The organism is Winogradskyella sp. HB-48, assembly GCF_049942685.1.
In the GTDB taxonomy this organism is placed as follows: Bacteria; Bacteroidota; Bacteroidia; order Flavobacteriales; family Flavobacteriaceae; genus Winogradskyella.
Window position 1 is genome coordinate 1,675,833 of record NZ_CP187934.1, and the last position, 18,547, is coordinate 1,694,379.

The 18,547-nt window shown below is 38.5% G+C and carries 16 protein-coding genes; 12 read left to right on the forward strand and 4 right to left on the reverse strand.

Annotated elements, in window-relative coordinates; translation table 11 throughout:
• The first annotated feature begins 29 nt into the window (after window positions 1-29).
• From paaD to ACPX19_RS07510, 12 genes are all read left to right on the forward strand, one after another.
• Window positions 30-530 carry a 1,2-phenylacetyl-CoA epoxidase subunit PaaD gene (gene paaD, locus ACPX19_RS07455; protein ID WP_426429385.1) on the forward strand — a complete coding sequence of 167 codons (501 nt, stop codon included), beginning with the start codon at window positions 30-32 and terminating at the stop codon, window positions 528-530.
• A 60-nt stretch (window positions 531-590) separates the two neighbouring features.
• Window positions 591-1,370: an enoyl-CoA hydratase-related protein gene (locus ACPX19_RS07460; protein ID WP_426429386.1), complete on the forward strand. Its 780-nt coding sequence runs from the start codon at window positions 591-593 to the stop codon at window positions 1,368-1,370.
• Between the two features lie 44 nt (window positions 1,371-1,414).
• The gene (locus ACPX19_RS07465) at window positions 1,415-2,350 is read left to right on the forward strand and encodes a pyridoxal-phosphate dependent enzyme (RefSeq protein ID WP_426429387.1); all 936 of its coding nucleotides are present in this window, start codon (window positions 1,415-1,417) and stop codon (window positions 2,348-2,350) included.
• A 9-nt stretch (window positions 2,351-2,359) separates the two neighbouring features.
• Window positions 2,360-3,517 carry a 3-hydroxyacyl-CoA dehydrogenase NAD-binding domain-containing protein gene (locus ACPX19_RS07470; protein WP_426429388.1) on the forward strand — a complete coding sequence of 386 codons (1,158 nt, stop codon included), beginning with the start codon at window positions 2,360-2,362 and terminating at the stop codon, window positions 3,515-3,517.
• Between the two features lie 90 nt (window positions 3,518-3,607).
• Window positions 3,608-4,012 (forward strand): PaaI family thioesterase, encoded by a 405-nt coding sequence (locus ACPX19_RS07475; RefSeq protein ID WP_426429389.1) that lies wholly within the window; start codon window positions 3,608-3,610, stop codon window positions 4,010-4,012.
• A 141-nt stretch (window positions 4,013-4,153) separates the two neighbouring features.
• Window positions 4,154-5,356: a 3-oxoadipyl-CoA thiolase gene (gene pcaF / locus ACPX19_RS07480; RefSeq protein ID WP_426429390.1), complete on the forward strand. Its 1,203-nt coding sequence runs from the start codon at window positions 4,154-4,156 to the stop codon at window positions 5,354-5,356.
• Between the two features lie 82 nt (window positions 5,357-5,438).
• Entirely contained in the window at window positions 5,439-7,976 is a 2,538-nt protein-coding gene (paaZ, locus tag ACPX19_RS07485; RefSeq protein ID WP_426432443.1) for a phenylacetic acid degradation bifunctional protein PaaZ, read from the forward strand.
• A gap of 4 nt (window positions 7,977-7,980) precedes the next feature.
• Window positions 7,981-8,739 (forward strand): enoyl-CoA hydratase/isomerase family protein, encoded by a 759-nt coding sequence (locus ACPX19_RS07490; protein ID WP_426429391.1) that lies wholly within the window; start codon window positions 7,981-7,983, stop codon window positions 8,737-8,739.
• Window positions 8,739-9,335, forward strand: coding sequence for a transferase hexapeptide repeat family protein (locus ACPX19_RS07495; RefSeq protein WP_426429392.1), 597 nt, complete (start codon window positions 8,739-8,741; stop codon window positions 9,333-9,335). The genes ACPX19_RS07490 and ACPX19_RS07495 overlap by 1 nt, the downstream gene beginning before the upstream one ends.
• A gap of 24 nt (window positions 9,336-9,359) precedes the next feature.
• Window positions 9,360-10,670 carry a dihydrolipoamide acetyltransferase family protein gene (locus tag ACPX19_RS07500; protein WP_426429393.1) on the forward strand — a complete coding sequence of 437 codons (1,311 nt, stop codon included), beginning with the start codon at window positions 9,360-9,362 and terminating at the stop codon, window positions 10,668-10,670.
• Between the two features lie 48 nt (window positions 10,671-10,718).
• Complete coding sequence (locus ACPX19_RS07505; RefSeq protein ID WP_426429394.1) at window positions 10,719-11,786, forward strand: branched-chain amino acid aminotransferase; 1,068 nt, start codon at window positions 10,719-10,721, stop codon at window positions 11,784-11,786.
• Between the two features lies 1 nt (window position 11,787).
• The gene (locus ACPX19_RS07510; protein WP_426429395.1) at window positions 11,788-13,863 is read left to right on the forward strand and encodes an alpha-ketoacid dehydrogenase subunit alpha/beta; all 2,076 of its coding nucleotides are present in this window, start codon (window positions 11,788-11,790) and stop codon (window positions 13,861-13,863) included.
• A gap of 32 nt (window positions 13,864-13,895) precedes the next feature.
• Here ACPX19_RS07510 and ACPX19_RS07515 read toward each other — a convergent pair whose 3' ends face one another.
• The 4 genes from ACPX19_RS07515 to ACPX19_RS07530 form a co-directional block, all read right to left on the reverse strand.
• Window positions 13,896-15,572 carry a SulP family inorganic anion transporter gene (locus ACPX19_RS07515; protein WP_426429396.1) on the reverse strand — a complete coding sequence of 559 codons (1,677 nt, stop codon included), beginning with the start codon at window positions 15,570-15,572 and terminating at the stop codon, window positions 13,896-13,898.
• Between the two features lie 113 nt (window positions 15,573-15,685).
• Window positions 15,686-16,249: a DUF4136 domain-containing protein gene (locus ACPX19_RS07520; protein ID WP_426429397.1), complete on the reverse strand. Its 564-nt coding sequence runs from the start codon at window positions 16,247-16,249 to the stop codon at window positions 15,686-15,688.
• A gap of 10 nt (window positions 16,250-16,259) precedes the next feature.
• The gene (locus tag ACPX19_RS07525) at window positions 16,260-18,269 is read right to left on the reverse strand and encodes a urocanate hydratase (RefSeq protein WP_426429398.1); all 2,010 of its coding nucleotides are present in this window, start codon (window positions 18,267-18,269) and stop codon (window positions 16,260-16,262) included.
• Window positions 18,269-18,430 (reverse strand): DUF5522 domain-containing protein, encoded by a 162-nt coding sequence (locus ACPX19_RS07530; RefSeq protein ID WP_171032453.1) that lies wholly within the window; start codon window positions 18,428-18,430, stop codon window positions 18,269-18,271. Before ACPX19_RS07530 ends, ACPX19_RS07525 begins: the two co-directional genes overlap by 1 nt.
• Between the last annotated feature and the right edge of the window lie 117 nt (window positions 18,431-18,547).

Sequence of the window (18,547 nt, forward strand, 5' to 3'; positions counted from 1 at the left end):
GAAGATTTCCTTTTCCAAGGGAGATGATTATGACAACCACAGAAAAACATATCGACCCAAAACTGGTAAAGATTCTAGAGTCCATTTCGGATCCAGAAATTCCGGTTCTATCAATCATGGATATGGGTGTGGTACGTTCTGCTGTTTTAGAGAATAGTGTTGTTAAAATCGAAATCACACCAACCTATAGTGGGTGTCCTGCAATGGATGTTATTGGTGACGATATTAAGGCTGCTATGAAGAAAGAAGGTTATACAACCGAAGTAGATCTGATTTTACATCCTGCTTGGACTACCGATTGGATTACACCAAGAGGCAGAAAAGCACTCGAAGATTACGGTATTGCAGCACCGTTAGATGCCGAAGCCGACAAGTCCGTATTGCTAGAAGGTAAAAAATTAGTGAAGTGTCCGCAATGCGGAAGCACAAATACAAAAATGGTAAGTCAATTTGGTTCAACTGCTTGCAAAGCACAGTTTCAGTGTGAGGACTGCCAAGAACCATTTGATTATTTTAAATGTTTGAAATGACAGCTTATTGTCATCCTAAATTCGTTTCAGGATCTTTACTTGATTAATAATTATAAAATTATGAGTTCAATAGAACTAAAAATAAAAAACGGCATAGCCTACATCACATTAAACCGACCGGAAGTCTTCAATAGCTTCAACCGTGAAATGGCATTACGACTACAACAGGTTTTAGATGACTGTGAGTCTAATCCTGATATCAGAGCCATGGTTTTGACAGGAAATGGTAAAGCGTTTTGTGCCGGTCAAGATCTTAAAGAAGTCACATCACCAGAATTGAATCCAGGATTCAAGAAAATTCTCGAAGAACATTATAACCCTATTATAACTAGAATTAGAAATATTAAAAAACCAATCATTGGTGCTATAAATGGTGTGGCAGCGGGAGCAGGAGCAAACATAGCGCTAGCTTGTGACATTGTCGTGGCGCATGAAAAAGTAAGTTTTATTCAAGCATTTAGCCTTATTGGTTTAATTCCGGATAGTGCAGGAACCTTCTTTTTACCGCGATTAATCGGTTTTCAAAAAGCTTCAGCTTTAGCGATGTTAGGGGATAAAGTGTCAGCCGAAGAAGCAGCAAACATGGGAATGATATACAAAGTTTTGCCATTAGAAAGTTTTCAAGAGGAAGTAAATGAACTAGCCTTGAAACTTGCCAATATGCCAACACTAGCTTTAGGAAAAATTAAGGAAGCTTTTAATCAGTCGCTAACCAACAATTTGGAAGAACAACTGGCCCTTGAGTCTAAGCTACAAATTGAAGCCGCTCAGACCGAAGATTATGAAGAAGGAGTATCGGCATTTGTAGAAAAACGTAAGCCAAATTTCAAGGGAAAATAAAACAATGTAGGTCATCAAGAACTTGTTTCGGGTTCTAGCAAAATATGGATAAACAAACCCTCATAGAAACGCATCAAAGAATAAAACTATTTATTCATAACACACCAGTATTAAGTTCAACATTACTTAATGAAATGACAGGAGCAAAATTATTCTTTAAGTGTGAGAATTTTCAAAAAATGGGTGCCTTTAAAATGCGTGGTGCAGCAAGTGCAATTACTTCTCTAACTAATGAGGAAAGACAAAAAGGGGTGGTAACTCATTCTTCTGGTAATTTTGCCCAGGCTGTAGCTTTAGCGGCAAAACAACTTAATACAAAGGCGTACATTGTTATGCCAGAAAATGCTCCTCAAGTAAAAAAAAATGCGGTCAAAGATTATGGTGGTAATGTTATAGAGTGTGGTGCGACACCAGAAGCTCGAGAGGAAGCAGCAGTACGTATAAAAAAGCAAACAGGGGCTACCTTTTTACACCCTTCAAATCAAGATGAGGTCATTTTTGGCAATAGTACAGCTGCAATAGAGTTGTTGCAAAATAAACCCGATTTAGAGGTTATCTTAACTCCAGTTGGAGGAGGTGGGCTTATTGCAGGCACAGCTCTAGCTGCTCATTTTTTTGGAAATACATGCGAGGTTGTTGGTGGTGAGCCTTTTGAAGTTGACGATGCTTATCGGTCGTTACAGTCGGGTAAAATTGAAAGGAATACAACAACAAATACGGTGGCTGATGGCTTAAGAACGTATCTAGGAGATCGAAACTTTCCAATTATACAAAAGTATGTTGACCGTATCATAAGAGTAGACGAGGAAGAGATTATTAGAGCCATGAAATTAATATGGGAACGCATGAAAATTATTATAGAACCTTCGTGCGCTGTGCCATTTGCTGCGGTTTTGAGAGAAAAGGAAAAGTTTAAATCAAAGAAAATAGGAATTATATTATCTGGAGGAAATGTGGATGTCACTAAGCTTCCATTTTAACATAAAAATATGAATGTAGGAATAATAGGTTCAGGTACAATGGGAAGTGGTATCGCTCAGGTAGCTGCTACGGCAGGTTGTACTGTGAAATTATACGATACCAATCAGACAGCTTTAGATAAGGCTAAAGCAAGTCTTGAGAAAATTCTAAATAGGCTTATTGAAAAAGGGCGCCTTGATGTTGGTGAGAAAAACAGAATTCAATCAAATATTACTTATGTTGATAGTTTAAAGGCGTTAGCAGATTCTAACCTAACTATTGAAGCTATTGTCGAAAATCTCGAGATTAAGAAGAAAGTTTTTTCGGAATTGGAAAGCTATGTCACGGAGGATTGCATTATTGCATCTAACACCTCTAGTTTGTCTGTTGCTAGCATCGCATCATCATTGCAAAAACCAGAACGTTGCATTGGTATTCACTTTTTCAATCCAGCACCACTAATGCAATTGGTTGAGGTGATTCCAGCAGTGCAAACCTCAAAAGAAGTTTTAGATAAGTCTGTTGAAATCATAAAAAGTTGGAAGAAAGCAGTAGCTGTTGCTAAGGATACTCCTGGGTTTATCGTAAATCGTGTGGCACGTCCATTTTATGGGGAAGCTTTAAGGATTTATGAGGAAGGTATTGCAGATTTTACAACTATTGATTATTGTCTGAAAACACTTGGTGGTTTTAGAATGGGCCCTTTTGAGCTTATGGATTTTATAGGAAATGATGTCAATTATACAGTGACAGAAACGGTGTTTAAGGCATTTTATTATGACCCAAGATATAAGCCAAGTTTCACGCAAAAGCGCTTAAGTGAAGCGGGCTATTTAGGTGTAAAATCTGGTAAAGGGTATTACGATTATTCAGATAAAGCCCAAAAACCAGAGCCAGTAATAGAAAAGGAATTAGCGCAAACGATTTTCAACCGTGTCTTAGTAATGCTTATCAACGAAGCAGCAGACGCTTTGTTTTTAAACATCGCATCAGCAGAAGATATAGACAACGCAATGACCAAAGGTGTTAATTACCCAAAAGGATTATTAGCCTGGGCAGATGAAAAAGGCATTGATTGGTGTGTGTCCAAACTAGATGAGTTGTACAATGAGTACCACGAAGACCGTTACCGTTGCAGTCCGTTGTTGCGTAAAATGAATAAAGAAAATAAAACATTCTTTAACTAGCGTCAGTTCGAGTGCGAAGCGTATCGAGAACAAGCCAAACTTCTCGATACAATTTTCTGTCGAAAATCACTCGAAGTGACAAATTGAAGTATGAAAGGAGAACAAATCCCACATAAAATGTTAAGTCAAGATGCATTCAGCACTTGGTTAGGCATTGAAATTTTAGAATGCGAAATTGGTCGTTGTCGCGTAGCAATGACAGTTCGCAAGGAAATGCTTAATAGTATGGGAAAAGCACACGGCGGAATCAGTTATGCATTAGCAGATACCGCTTTTGGTTTTGCAGCAAATACACACGGAAAATTTGCTGTGTCCATAGAAACCAGCATCAACCATATTGAGGCTTTAGAAGAAGGAGATTATTTAGTTGCGGAATCTGTGATAGAAAACGTAAAAAACAGACTCGGATTTAATATCGTAGAAGTAAAACGAGGAGATGAACTAGTAGCACTTTTTAAAGGTGTGGTATATAGAACACAAAAAGATTGGGAGTGAAATTCCTGCTAAGGCAGGAATCTCTTTACAAATAATATTAAAAAAAGGTAATTCAATTTTTGAGCAATGAATAGCTCAAAATATTAAAATTAATAACTAAAACAAGTTCCCTTTCCTTTGGAAAGGGTTAGGGAAAGGCTTATGGAAGCATATATAATAGACGGCATAAGAACACCAATAGGAAACTACAAAGGCACATTGTCAGCGGTGCGCACAGATGATTTAGCTGCTTTGGTGATTAAGGAAATTGTAAAACGAAACCCAAGTATCCCTAAAGAAGCATACGATGATGTAATATTAGGCTGTGCAAATCAAGCAGGTGAAGACAATCGTAACGTAGCACGTATGGCATCATTACTCGCTGGTTTACCATATACAGTTCCAGGAGAAACTGTCAACAGATTATGTAGTTCTGGTTTGTCTGCAATCATTCACGCAAATCGGGCAATAAAAGCTGGTGATGGTGATATCTTTATTTCTGGTGGTGTTGAAAACATGACGCGTGGTCCTTACGTCATTTCTAAAACATCATCAGCCTACGGAAATGATGCTAAAATGTATGATTCTAGTTTTGGATGGCGTTTTGTAAACCCAAAAATGCATGAAATGTATGGCACGGATGGCATGGGCATGACAGCGGAGAATCTTGTTGAAAAGTATTCTATTTCACGAGAAGACCAAGATGCATTCGCGTATTGGAGTCAGATGAAAGCGTCTAAAGCGCAAGAAAATGGACGCTTGGAAAAGGAAATTGTTGCAGTTGAAATTCCTCAACGCAAAAAAGAGCCTATCCTTTTTTCAAAAGACGAATTTGTTAAACCTAATACAACGTTAGATGTTTTAGGTAAATTACGTCCAGCATTCCGAAAGGAAGGAAGTGTTACGGCAGGTAATTCTTCAGGTTTAAATGATGGTGCAGCCGCAACCATTATCGCTTCAGATGAGGCTGTGAAAAAATACAATCTTAAACCATTAGCAAGAATTGTAAGCTCTGCAGTGGTTGGTGTAGAACCTAGAATTATGGGTATTGGTCCAGTTGAGGCCTCTAACAAAGCTTTGACAAAAGCAGGTTTAACCATGGATGATATGGATATTATTGAGCTAAATGAAGCCTTTGCTGCACAAGCACTTGCTTGTACTAGAGCTTGGGGATTAGCGGATGATGATCCTAGATTAAATCCAAACGGTGGTTCAATTGCTATTGGTCATCCACTTGGTGTTACAGGAACTCGAATAGCATATTCAGCAGCACTAGAACTTAAAGAACAAAACAAACGATATGCGCTTGTAACCATGTGTATTGGTGTAGGACAAGGTTTTGCTTGTATTATCGAGAAAGTATAAAAATTAATGATGTAAGGTTAATGAATTTTGATGTAGTGTAAACTTCAAAATTGTTAATCAACAATCTCAAAATAATAGAATGATGAATAAGATTCAGCATTACGTTCAAGGTCAGTGGACTACGGGAAAAGAAGAAGGGGTACCAGTTTACGATGCCGTAACAGGTGAACATTTTACAAATTGGGCAGTGGAAGGATTGGACATTCCAGAAGTTCTTCATTACGGACGAACAAAGGGTGGCGAGGTCTTGCGCAAAATGACCTTTCAGGAACGTGGTAATATGCTAAAGAAATTAGCTTTGTACCTCACCAAACGAAAGGATAGTTTCTATGATTTAAGTTACAGAACAGGAGCGACAAAAGTCGATAGTTGGATAGATATTGAAGGTGGATTTGGAAACCTTTTTGCTAATGCTTCACTCAGAAAGTTGTTTCCTAATCAGCCTTTCCACGTCGAAGGTGATCCTGTAGATTTGTCGAGGGGAGGTCGCTTTATGGCGCATCACATCATGGTCCCTAAAAAAGGGGTTGCTGTGCATATCAACGCCTTTAACTTTCCGGTTTGGGGTATGTTAGAAAAATGTGCGGTTAACTGGATGGCTGGTGTACCAGCCGTAGTCTTACCTGCGCCATCATCATCATATTTAGCAGAGGCAGTAGCTAGAGAGATTATTAATTCAGGCATTTTACCTGAAGGCGCGCTTCAAATTATAAATGGAACAGTTAAAACTATTTTGGATACAGTCGAGTCACAAGATGTGGTGACCTTTACAGGATCTGCTTCAACAGGGAGATTATTAAAAGCACATCCAAGATTAATTGAAGAGTCTGTACCATTTACTATGGAAGCAGATTCACTTAATGCATCGATTTTAGGTGAAGATGCCATACCTGGAACACCAGAGTTCGATTTATTTATTAAAGAAGTCCGTAAGGAAATGACCGTTAAAGCGGGACAAAAATGTACGGCCATCCGACGAATAATTGTACCAGAAAATTTACTTGAAGACGTGCAAGTGGCTTTAGGAAAAGAGCTCGATAAAATTACTATTGGAAACCCAAGACTTAAAGAGGTAAGAATGGGATCATTGGTGAGTAAGCAACAGGTAGAAGCAGTAAAAAGCTCTATTGCTGACATTAGTAGAGAGGCCGAAATGGTCTATGGTAATTTAGATCAAATTGAAACCATAGGAGCAGATGCCAAAAAAGGAGCATTTATAAGTCCTGTAGTGTTCAGAACCGACAATCCATTACAAAACACTGTGGTTCACGAGCGCGAGGCTTTTGGCCCTGTAAGCACCATTATGCCTTACAAGTCCATGGATGAAGCCGTTCAACTAGCACAAATGGGCAAAGGGTCATTAGTGTCTTCTATTGCAACCTTTGATGATAAAATTGCCACAGATTATGTAATCAATGCTGCCAGTCATCATGGTCGTATCTTAGTCATTAATAGAGAGATGGCACAGCAAAGTACGGGACACGGTTCACCATTACCATATTTGGTGCACGGAGGTCCAGGACGCGCTGGTGGTGGCGAAGAAATGGGCGGCATGCGTGGTATTAAGCATTACTTGCAACGAACGGCGATTCAAGGGACACCAACAACCATTACAGAGATAACAGGGATCTATCAACAAAATGCAAAATACAAAGAGGCAGAAGATCATCCGTTCAAATACTATTGGGAGGATATCAAGCCAGGAATGTCTCTAAAAACGCATAAGCGCACAATAACGGATTCAGATATTGAAAACTTCGCGAACTTAACTTGGGATCATTTTTACGCCCATACCGATATTACATCTTTAGATGGAAGTATTTTCGAAAAAAGGACCGCTCATGGGTATTTTATTATCTCGGCTGCAGCAGGTTTATTTGTTTATCCAAATAAAGGACCTGTAGCGGCAAATTATGGGTTGGATTCTATCCGATTTTTAAGACCATTATACCACAACGATACGATTTATGTACGGTTGACTTGTAAAGAAAAGGTAGATCGTGATGTGGCTTCCGCAGAACACCCAAATGGCATTGTAAAATGGCATGTTGAGGTATTTGATGCGAATTTTGAAAATAGACCAGAGCATCAAAAAACAGCTAAAGACAGTCCGCTAGTGGCAGTGGCTACCATTTTAACAATGGTGCAAAAGAAACAAGAAACATTCGTTGAGATGACTGATAAGAAAATTGAGGAATGTCTTGCAAAGTTGACAGCTGATGCAAAACCAAAATGGGGTATTATGACGCCACAGCACATGATAGAACATCTTGAGTATACTTACAAAATTGCTTCAGGTGAAATTCAGGACTTTGAAATTGCCACACCAGAAAAGATTTTAGACAAGGTGCATGCAAGTTTGTACAACTATGATAAGTTTCCACAGAACTCTCAATTTCCACAGTTGGAAAAGGATAAGCTAGATGAGTTAAAACATCAGGATTTGCAAACAGCGATTGAAAAATTTAAAGAACAGCGTCAAAAGTACTTAGAGTTTTTTAAGGAAAATCCTGAAGCCAAGCTTAAAAATTTAGTCTTTGGCGAATTGAATCGCTACGAATCTTATTTATTGGAAAGAAAGCATTTAAACCATCATTTTGAACAATTTGGATTAATTTAGAATTATGTCAGAACAACAACCATACGTAAAACAAACTATAGAAAACCAAGTAGGATACGTTGAATTTTTTCATCCTGCCCACAACTCACTTCCAGGGGATGTGTTAGCTAAACTCGCAAACACTATCACAGAAGCTGGTAACAATGATGATATCAAAGTCATCGTTTTAAAAAGTGGTGGGGATAGGACATTTTGTGCAGGAGCAAGTTTTAACGAACTCATTAATATTAATGATGAAGCTACAGGAAAAGTGTTTTTTTCAGGCTTTGCCAATGTCATTAATGCGATGCGCAAATGCTCAAAATTTATCATTGGTCGTGTGCAAGGAAAAACTGTTGGTGGTGGAGTAGGCCTTGCATCTGCAACCGATTACTGCATGGCAACAAAATTTGCAGCCATTAAATTGAGTGAGTTAAATGTTGGTATTGGGCCTTTTGTGGTTGGTCCAGCAGTACAGCGTAAGTTAGGTTTAAGCGGAATGTCACAAATCGCCATAGATGCTAATACATTTTATCCTGCAGAATGGGCAAAACAAAAAGGATTGTTCACGCAAGTGTTTGATACTACAGAAGAATTAGATGATGCAGTCCAAACCTTTGCCGAAAATCTTTGTAATTATAATCCAGAAGCTATGGCGGAGATGAAAAAAATGTTCTGGAAAGGTACGGAAGATTGGGACCAATTATTAGCTGAACGTGCCGCTATAAGTGGGACATTGGTGTTAAGCGAATTCACCAAAGAAACTTTAAAACGATTTAAATAGTGATTTTCGAATTTCAAGGATATATACCAGTGGTACACGAAAGTAGTTTTGTGCATCCATTAGCAGCAGTCACAGGTAATGTTATCATTGGCAAAGACTGCTATATAGGTCCAGGAGCAGCAATTCGTGGAGATTGGGGACAAATCATTTTAGAGGATGGTGTTAATGTGCAAGAAAATTGTACCGTTCATATGTTTCCAGGTAAATCCATTGTCTTAAAGGAAAGTTCGCACGTTGGTCACGGAGCCATCATTCACGGTGCTAATTTAGGTAAGAATTGCTTGATCGGAATGAATTCGGTAATTATGGATGATGCTGAAATTGGGGATGAAAGTATAGTTGGAGCCATGACATTTGTTAAGGCTGAAACTAAAATTCCACCTCGGAGTTTAGTGGTTGGAAATCCGGCAAAAGTTGTAAAACAAGTCAGTGATGAGATGATTGAATGGAAAACCAAAGGAACGCAGTTATATCAACAATTGCCAGAAGATTGTCACGAAACCTTGAAGGAAGTCGAACCACTTCGTGAAGTGCCAAAAGATAGAATTGTACAAGAAAAAACGTATGCTACATTACGTGATTTTATGAAAAAATAAACTAACAAACGCTAGTTAATAAGAATGCCAAAATTCGAGCTAAAAATGCCCAAAATGGGTGAAAGTATAACCGAAGGAACCATAATTAATTGGTTGATTAATGAAGGAGATACCTTTAAAGAAGGTGACATCATTTTGGAGGTTGCTACCGATAAAGTTGATAATGAAGTGCCAGCTCCAGCTTCAGGAACTATGGTTCAAACCAAGTTTGAACCTAAAGATGTTGTTAGGGTTGGTGAAGTTATTGCCATATTAGAAGTTGAGGCATCAGATTCAAAGCCGCAACCAAAAAAGGAAGTTGTCACATCGAGCGTAGTCGAGACGTCTCTAAAGAAAACTAAAAAGAATCGCACAGTTGCATCAAATACAGTCGAGATGCCTAGCTCAAATTCATTCTCAGTACCAAATACAAACACATTCTTTTCACCACTCGTTATCTCAATTGCCAAACAACACCACATCAGTTATGAAGAATTGGCGCGTATTCCAGCAACGGGAAAAGAGGGTAGGTTAAGAAAAAGTGATGTGTTTAATTATATTGAGTATGGCAGACCATATCAGTTTGCACAACCTGTTGCACAAGATCCTACGGCCTATCGCATACCGCAATTGAATTTAGATAAAGGCAATGGCAAAATTGTAGAAATGGACCGTATGCGCCAAATGATTGCAGATCATATGGTGTATTCCAAGCACACTTCACCGCACGTTACCGCCTACGTGGAAGCCGACTTAACCAATATGGTCAACTGGAGAAACAAACATAAAGCGGCTTTTCAAGAGAAGTATGGGGAAAAGTTAACCTTTACTCCTTTATTTATAGAGGCTGTAGCAAAGGCTATAAAAGACTTTCCAAATATTAACGCCTCTGTAGATGGCAATAGAATTATCGTCAAAGAAAATATAAATATTGGTATGGCAACTGCTCTGCCTAGCGGAAATTTAATCGTTCCAGTAGTAAAAAATGCTGACATCAAGGACTTAAAATCTTTGGCTGATGATGTAAATGATTTAGTCAGAAAAGCAAGAGAGAACAAATTAAACGGTGACGATATAAAGGGTAGTACGTTTACGATTTCCAACGTAGGTACTTTTGGTAGTGTCATGGGAACACCAATAATCAACCAACCAGAAGTGGCTATTCTAGCATTGGGCATTATAAAAAAGCGACCTGAAGTTATTGAAACTGAAAGAGGAGACGAAATCGCCATACGAAGTATGATGTATTTATCATTGTCTTTCGATCACCGAGTTGTCGATGGCTATTTGGGTGGAAGTTTTCTTCGACGTGTAGCAGATTATTTAGAACAATTTGATTCCAACAGAAAAATATAAAGATTTATTATCCTGAGTATGAGTCAGGATTTCAAAAACCTAACGATCATGAGCTTTAATATTCAAATTACTAAAGTAGAGCAATCTAAAGTAAACACTTTAGACTTCGACAATATTCCTTTAGGAACATCATTTACAGATCACATGTTCATTTGTGACTACGACAATGGTGATTGGGTTAATCCAAGAATTGAACCTTTGAGGCCAATACCAACACATCCAGCGGCTATGGCTCTGCATTATGGTCAAGCAATCTTCGAAGGCATGAAAGCATACAAAGACAGTGATAGCATTCCAATGCTCTTCAGGCCATATCAAAATGCGAAGCGATTAAATTTAAGTGCAGACCGAATGGGAATGCCAAATGTTCCTGAAGATCTTTTTGTAGAAGCATTAAAGGAATTAGTAGGTTTAGAACACCATTGGATTCCGCCCCAACTCGGTAGTGCATTATATTTAAGGCCCTTTATGTATGCAGATGAGGCATTTATTGGTATGCGAGCGGCAACACATTACAAATTTATTATTATGGCATCACCTGCGGGACCGTTTTTTAGTAAACGAATTAAACTTTGGGCAGAAAAACGATACATACGAGCCGCACAAGGTGGAACAGGAGAGGCTAAGGCTGCCGGAAATTATGCAGCTGCAATCAGACCGACTGAATTGGCAAAGTCTAAAGGATATGATCAAGTGTTATGGTTAGATGCCGCCGAGCACAAGTATATTCAAGAGGTAGGAACAATGAATATCTTCTTTAAGATTAATGGTGAGTTTATAACACCAAAGTTAGACGGTTCTGTTTTAGATGGCATAACAAGGAAAAGTGTAATCGACTTATTAAAAGACAAAGGTTACAAGGTTACCGAACGTCTCATTGCACTAGATGAAATAAAAGAGGCATCTCAAAAAGGTACTTTAGAAGAGGCTTTTGGGACTGGTACAGCTGTAGGTATTGCTTACATTCAAAGTATAGGGACAGATGATGGCGAGCTTTTTGTTTCTGATGAAAGCCCTGTAGGATTAGAGGTCAATGATACTTTGAATGCCATAAAAACTGGAAAAATCGAGGATAAGTTCGGTTGGATGACTAGGGTCGAAAAAGAATTAGCTTAGAATGAATAAAGAGATTTTAAAAAAAGGCTTTTCAAATTTATGTACAGCTAAGGCAATGGCTGAGCTATATGAGGATAATTTTAAAGTTGTGTCAAAATACGTTCACGCAACTTCGAGAGGGCATGAAGCTATTCAAACTGCCATTGGCATGCAATTGTTGCCCCAAGATTATGCCTTTCCGTATTACAGGGATGATGCTATGTTGTTGGCTTTTGGGATGACACCATACGATTTAATGTTGCAGGTTTTGGCAAAAAAGGATGATCCTTTTTCTGGAGGACGAACATACTATTCACATCCAAGTTTAAATGATGCTGATAAACCTAAAATTCCGCACCAGTCTTCAGCGACCGGTATGCAGGCCATTCCCGCAACAGGTGTCGCAATGGGAATGCAGTATCTGGAAAAGCAAGGATTAAAAAATCCACATGTCATGCAGAGTGATAGCAAGGATTCCAAACTAAAACCAATCACAGTCTGTAGTTTAGGTGATGCATCAGTTACTGAAGGTGAAATTGCAGAAGCTTTTCAAATGGCTGCCTTAAAACAGATGCCAATATTATACTTGGTTCAAGACAATGGTTGGGATATTTCGGCCAATGAAGCTGAAACTAGAGCTCAAAATGCTGCAGAATATGCGAAAGGATTTCACGGTTTAGAGGCTATGACCATTGATGGTGCCAACTTTATTGAAAGTTATGAAGCCTTAGAAAAAGTAATTAGAACAATACGCGAAGAACGTCGACCATTTTTAGTGCACGCCAAAGTTCCGTTGCTAAATCACCACACGTCTGGTGTCCGAATGGAATGGTATCGGGATGATTTGGAAGAAGCAAAATCTCGTGATCCATATCCTGTTTTAAAGCAGCAATTATTGGATAATGGTTTCACTCAAAAGGATATCGATACTATTGAAGCAAAAATAAAAACGTTGGTTGAAAATGATTTTCAAAAAGCTTTAAAAGCGGAAGATCCAACACCAGAAGATTTATTTACTCACGATTTTGCGCCAACACCAATTACCGAAGAACAAGGTAAGCGTTCACCAGAAGGTGCAGAAAAAGTAGTGATGGTAGATTGTGCCTTATTTGCTGTTGAAGAATTAATGCGCGAGCATCCAGAGTGTTTGCTATATGGACAAGATGTTGGTGGCCGACTAGGTGGTGTGTTTAGGGAAGCAGCAACATTAGCACAGAAATTTGGTGACGACAGAGTTTTCAATACGCCAATTCAGGAAGCTTTTATTGTGGGTTCAACTGTTGGTATGAGTGCTGTTGGTTTAAAGCCCATTGTTGAGGTTCAGTTTGCTGATTATATTTGGCCAGGACTCAATCAATTATTTACCGAAGTGAGTCGTAGTTGTTATTTAAGTAACGGAAAATGGCCTGTGAGTATGATTTTACGTGTGCCAATTGGTGCTTATGGTAGTGGTGGGCCTTACCATTCGTCTTCTGTAGAAAGCGTGGTGACTAATATCAGAGGTATTAAAATTGCCTATCCAAGTAATGGTGCCGATTTAAAAGGCTTAATGAAAGCAGCCTATCACGATCCAAATCCTGTTGTTATTTTTGAGCATAAAGGTTTGTACTGGTCTAAAGTACCAGGGACACAAGGCGCAACCTCTGTAGAACCCGCAGAAGATTATGTATTACCATTTGGCAAAGCCTGGGTGTTACAAGAAATCTGGAAACAAGACGATGTAGAAACCTGTACCGTTGTTACCTACGGAATGGGTGTGCATTGGGCAATGAATGCTTCAAAAGAATTAGGGTTAAAGGATCAAATAGAAGTTATTGATCTAAGAAGTCTGTTTCCTTTAGATGAGGACACCATTATGAAATCGGTTAAGAAAACAGGCAAATGTCTCGTGGTAACCGAAGAACCTTCGAACAACAGTTTTGCAAGAGCTTTAGCGGGTAAAATTCAAGAAGAATGTTTTAAATATTTAGATGCACCGGTAATGACTATTGGTAGCGAGAATATGCCAGCCATACCACTGAATTCAACTTTAGAACAAACTATGATTCCTTCTACTGAGAAGGTTAAGGCTAAAATTAAAGATTTACTAAATTATTAAATCAAAAAAGCGAATCGAATGAGTCGCTTTTTTTATAAGTCGTATTCAGAAAGGGGTTTTGTGAATTCTTCAGGGTTGGCGGCTAAATAATAGCGAGGGTCATTAATATCTTCTACAATGACTTCTTTAAATTTTGGACTAGCCTTATACATAAGCTGTTTACAATCTTCACTTAAATGTTTTAGTTTTAGACTTTTTCCAGCAGCCTCATACTTATTCACCAAGTTAAAAATTGCTTCCATTGCCGAGTGATCACTTACACGAGATTCTACAAAATCTATTTCCACTTTTTTAGGATCATTTTTTACATCAAACTTAGAGTTAAAACTCTGAATGGATCCGAAGAATAAGGGTCCCCAAATTTCATAAGTTTTAGTCCCGTCTGCTTGTATGCGTTTACGTGCCCTAATCATTGTAGCGTTTTTCCACGCAAACACTAATGCGGAAATGATAACACCTGCTATGACGGCTATAGCCAAGTCCTTCCAAACAGTAATGGCAGAAACTGCAATAAGAACAATAGCATCAGATATAGGAATCTTATGAATGATTCTAAAACTAGACCAGGCAAAAGTACCAATCACTACCATAAACATCACACCAACCAAAGCAGCAATCGGTATTTGTTCAATTAATGGTGCGGCAAATAAAATAAAAGCTAAAAGAGCCATAGCTGCAAAAGCACCTGATAAACGGCCACGACCACCAGAATCGACGTTAATGATGGATTGACCAATCATGGCACAACCACCCATGCCGCCAAACAAACCATTGAGCATATTAGCGCTACCTTGAGCAATACATTCGCGATTGCCGTTTCCTCTGGTTTCTGTGATTTCATCAACAAGATTTAAGGTCATTAATGATTCAATTAAACCAACTGCAGCCAAAATAAAAGCTGTAGAAATAATGGTGTCCCATTGTCCGGCGAGTGTTCCAAACAATCCAAAAATCTGATCTTGAAATATTGGTAAACCACCTTCTAAACCTTTACCACCACCTTCAGCAATGAAAGAACCTACAGTGCTCATTTCAATGCCACCAAAAATGGTAATACAAGCTACAGCAATTATTGCAACTAATGCAGCTGGAATTTTCTTGGTGAGTTTAGGTAATCCGTACATAATTCCCATAGTCAATCCAATAAAGCCCGCCATTTTCCAAAAAGAAGCATTTGAAAATAATGTAGAGAACCATTCAGAAGTATTGCCAAAAAATGAAATATCCTGTGGAACGGCAGTAGGGAATAATTTAAGTTGTGCTAAAAAGATGACAATAGCCAAACCATTTACAAAACCCATCATTACAGGATGAGGAATAAGCCTTACAAACTTTCCTAGTTTAAAAATACCAGCTAAAATTTGAATACCACCAACAAATAGTAAGGTGATAAATAGCCATTGAAGTCCAAGATTGTCTATTGGAATATCAAGTGCATTACCTGTCTCATTTCCTTTTCTTACTAAATCAACCATAACCACTGCCATTGCACCTGTGGCACCAGAGATCATTCCCGGTCGACCACCAAAAAGTGCGGTAACGATTCCCATCATAAAGGCACCATACAATCCAACTAAGGGGTCTACACCAGCAACAAAGGCAAAAGCAACTGCTTCTGGAACTAATGCAAGTGCAACCGTAAGACCAGATAAAATATCGTCTTTTGGATTTTGTGTAAAATTCTTTCTTGTAGTTTGACCTAAAATCATATCAGTTTGGTTTTGAGGTCGGCAAAGATAGAATATTTAAAATAATAGGCTTTTTTATAGCTGCAAACAAAAAAGCACTGCGTAAACAGTGCTTTAAATATGCTTAAGAATTCCTATTCTTTTGAAGGGGGAAATTGTTCTAAAGTTTTAGCAACAAACTCTCTGATACGTGCTTCTTTCTTTTCCACATTTTGAGTCACTAGGTATCCAGTTCCAGAGCCTTGCCAGAATAATTCCTTTTTGTCTGTATCAATAAAGTCAATAAAGAGCATGCCTTCTGTTGTGGTTGAAACATTGTTTCCGCCCCAACCAAAGCCAGGTCCCCAGCCCCAACCCCAACGGTTGAAACCTCCCCAACCCCAGCCACCAAAGCCCCAGGCATTGTTGTAAACATCTACGCGTTGGGTAGATTTTGTAAAAATACTTACTAGCATATCTGGGTTTTCGGACTTAGTCATGCCTTTTGCTAAAAGCTCAGCTTCAATTGCTCTAAGTATTCGTCTTTTATCAATATCACTTATTTCAGCCGTATCGATTCCAGGTTTAAAGAACGCAAAGGTTTTGTATTGGTCAAAATTAGCCTCTCTGTCGTAATCAGCAGCTACTCTTACAGAGCTACAAGACGATAGAAGGATGGCTAAAACTAAAATCGGAGTAAATTTGAGTAGTTTCTTCATATCACTTTTTTTAAATGTTTTCTAAAAGATCATCATCAACGGTATTTGGTAATGTTACTTTTAAATTTGGTTCAGCTTCCATAGCGCGTTTTATAGCGAAAATTGCTCCTTCATTCCTTGCCCAACTTCTTCTTGAGATTCCATTGTTAACATCCCAAAACAACATTTGTTTGAGACGTGTTGATGCTTCTTTAGTACCATCAAGAACCATGCCGAATCCACCGTTGATCACTTCGCCCCAACCGACTCCACCACCATTATGTATGCTTACCCAAGTTGCTCCTCTAAAACTATCTCCTATAACATTGTGTATAGCCATATCAGAAGTGAAACGAGAACCATCGTAGATATTGCTGGTTTCGCGATAAGGTGAGTCAGTACCAGAGACATCATGGTGATCCCGACCTAAAACAACATAGCCTATATCTCCATTAGCAATCGCCTTGTTGAAAGCTTGAGCAATTTTCATTCGACCTTCTGCATCTGCGTATAATATTCTGGCTTGTGATCCCACAACTAATTTATTTTCTTGAGCACCTTTAATCCACTGAATGTTATCCGCCATTTGTTGTTGGATTTCTTCAGGTGAATTTTTCATAATTTCTTCTAGAACTTCACAAGCAATAGCATCGGTTTTTGCCAAGTCTTCTGGTTTGCCTGAGGTGCAAACCCAACGGAAAGGTCCAAAACCATAATCAAAGCACATGGGTCCCATAATATCTTGTACGTAACTTGGGTATTTAAATTCACGACCAATGGAAGGGTTTTCAGACATTACATCTGCGCCAGCTCTAGAGGCTTCTAACAAAAATGCATTTCCGTAGTCAAAGAAATAAGTGCCTTTTTCGGTGTGTTTATTAATGGCATCTGCTTGTCTACGTAGGCTTTCCTGTACTTTGGTTTTAAATAACTCAGGGTTATTGGACATCATCTCGTTTGATTGTTCAAAAGATTGCCCAACAGGATAATAACCACCAGCCCAAGGGTTGTGAAGCGATGTTTGGTCGCTTCCTAAATCGATATGAATATTGGCTTCATCAAATTTTTCCCAGACTTCAACTACGTTGCCTAGGTAAGCAATAGAAACTGTTTCTTTGTTAGCTTGAGCGGTTTTAATTCTTGTAACCAATTCGTCTAAATCAGAAATTTTTTCATCAATCCAACCTTGGTCTAATCGTATTTGAGTGATTTTAGGATTTACTTCAGCGCAGATTGTGATACAGCCTGCAATGTTACCAGCTTTTGGTTGTGCGCCAGACATTCCGCCTAAACCAGATGTTACAAAAATGTGCCCTTTAGGCGATTTGTTTATTTTTCTAAAGCCGTTTAAAACAGTAATGGTAGTACCATGAACTATACCTTGAGGACCAATATACATGTAGCTACCTGCTGTCATTTGTCCATATTGCGTAACTCCTAAAGCATTGAATTTTTCCCAGTCGTCTGGTTTAGAATAATTAGGAATCATCATACCGTTAGTTACAACAACTCTTGGCGCTTCTTTATGTGAAGGGAATAATCCCATTGGATGACCAGAATACATAACAAGTGTTTGCTCGTCATTCATTTCGGCCAAGTATTTCATAGTAAGTCTGTACTGCGCCCAATTAGAGAACACAGCTCCATTTCCACCATAAGTGATAAGCTCATGTGGATGTTGTGCTACGGCATAATCCAAATTGTTTTGAATCATCAACATAACAGCTGCAGCTTGCTTTGATTTTGAAGGATATTCGTCAATTGGTCTTGCGTACATTTTGTAATCAGGACGTAAGCGGTACATGTAGATACGACCGTATTTGTCTAATTCTTCCTTGAATTCAGGAAGTAAAGTGTTATGATGTTTTTTATCAAAATAACGCAGTGCATTTCTAAGTGCTAACTTTTCTTCCTCAGGTGATAAAATGGCTTTTCGCTTAGGTGCATGATTTATTTTTGGATCATATGGTTTTGGTTGAGGTAATTTGTCTGGTATACCTTCTAAAATTTGATCCTTAAATGATACTTCTGTTACTTGCATTATTTCTTTTTTAATTTTTCTTTGTTAAATCCGTATGGGCAATGTCTGCAACCACTTTCGCAACAGTAGCCACGTTTTAGGTGGTATTGTTCTGTAAAACAACGATAACCTTCGGGTGTTAAATAGTAATCGCCTTCTTCTATTGGGACATATTTTTTCATGTCTTACAAAGATAATGTAATTTGGATTGATTTTTGAATTGGCAATACTGTGATACTAGTTTCAAAATACTTGGTGCCTAGAGGTTATATTGGTATAACTGTTTTTCCTTTTATGCT

Bases quoted from the DNA above. Each gene is read 5' to 3' on its own strand.
- ACPX19_RS07460 (WP_426429386.1), top strand. From the start codon at position 591: ATGAGTTCAATAGAACTAAAAATAAAAAACGGCATAGCCTACATCACA.
- ACPX19_RS07500 (WP_426429393.1), top strand. From the start codon at position 9,360: ATGCCAAAATTCGAGCTAAAAATGCCCAAAATGGGTGAAAGTATAACC.
- ACPX19_RS07470 (WP_426429388.1), top strand. From the start codon at position 2,360: ATGAATGTAGGAATAATAGGTTCAGGTACAATGGGAAGTGGTATCGCT.
- ACPX19_RS07505 (WP_426429394.1), top strand. From the start codon at position 10,719: ATGAGCTTTAATATTCAAATTACTAAAGTAGAGCAATCTAAAGTAAAC.
- paaZ (WP_426432443.1), top strand. From the start codon at position 5,439: ATGAATAAGATTCAGCATTACGTTCAAGGTCAGTGGACTACGGGAAAA.
- paaD (WP_426429385.1), top strand. From the start codon at position 30: ATGACAACCACAGAAAAACATATCGACCCAAAACTGGTAAAGATTCTA.
- ACPX19_RS07465 (WP_426429387.1), top strand. From the start codon at position 1,415: ATGGATAAACAAACCCTCATAGAAACGCATCAAAGAATAAAACTATTT.
- ACPX19_RS07525 (WP_426429398.1), bottom strand. From the start codon at position 18,269: ATGCAAGTAACAGAAGTATCATTTAAGGATCAAATTTTAGAAGGTATA.
- ACPX19_RS07520 (WP_426429397.1), bottom strand. From the start codon at position 16,249: ATGAAGAAACTACTCAAATTTACTCCGATTTTAGTTTTAGCCATCCTT.
- ACPX19_RS07515 (WP_426429396.1), bottom strand. From the start codon at position 15,572: ATGATTTTAGGTCAAACTACAAGAAAGAATTTTACACAAAATCCAAAA.
- ACPX19_RS07530 (WP_171032453.1), bottom strand. From the start codon at position 18,430: ATGAAAAAATATGTCCCAATAGAAGAAGGCGATTACTATTTAACACCC.
- pcaF (WP_426429390.1), top strand. From the start codon at position 4,154: ATGGAAGCATATATAATAGACGGCATAAGAACACCAATAGGAAACTAC.
- ACPX19_RS07475 (WP_426429389.1), top strand. From the start codon at position 3,608: ATGAAAGGAGAACAAATCCCACATAAAATGTTAAGTCAAGATGCATTC.
- ACPX19_RS07510 (WP_426429395.1), top strand. From the start codon at position 11,788: ATGAATAAAGAGATTTTAAAAAAAGGCTTTTCAAATTTATGTACAGCT.
- ACPX19_RS07490 (WP_426429391.1), top strand. From the start codon at position 7,981: ATGTCAGAACAACAACCATACGTAAAACAAACTATAGAAAACCAAGTA.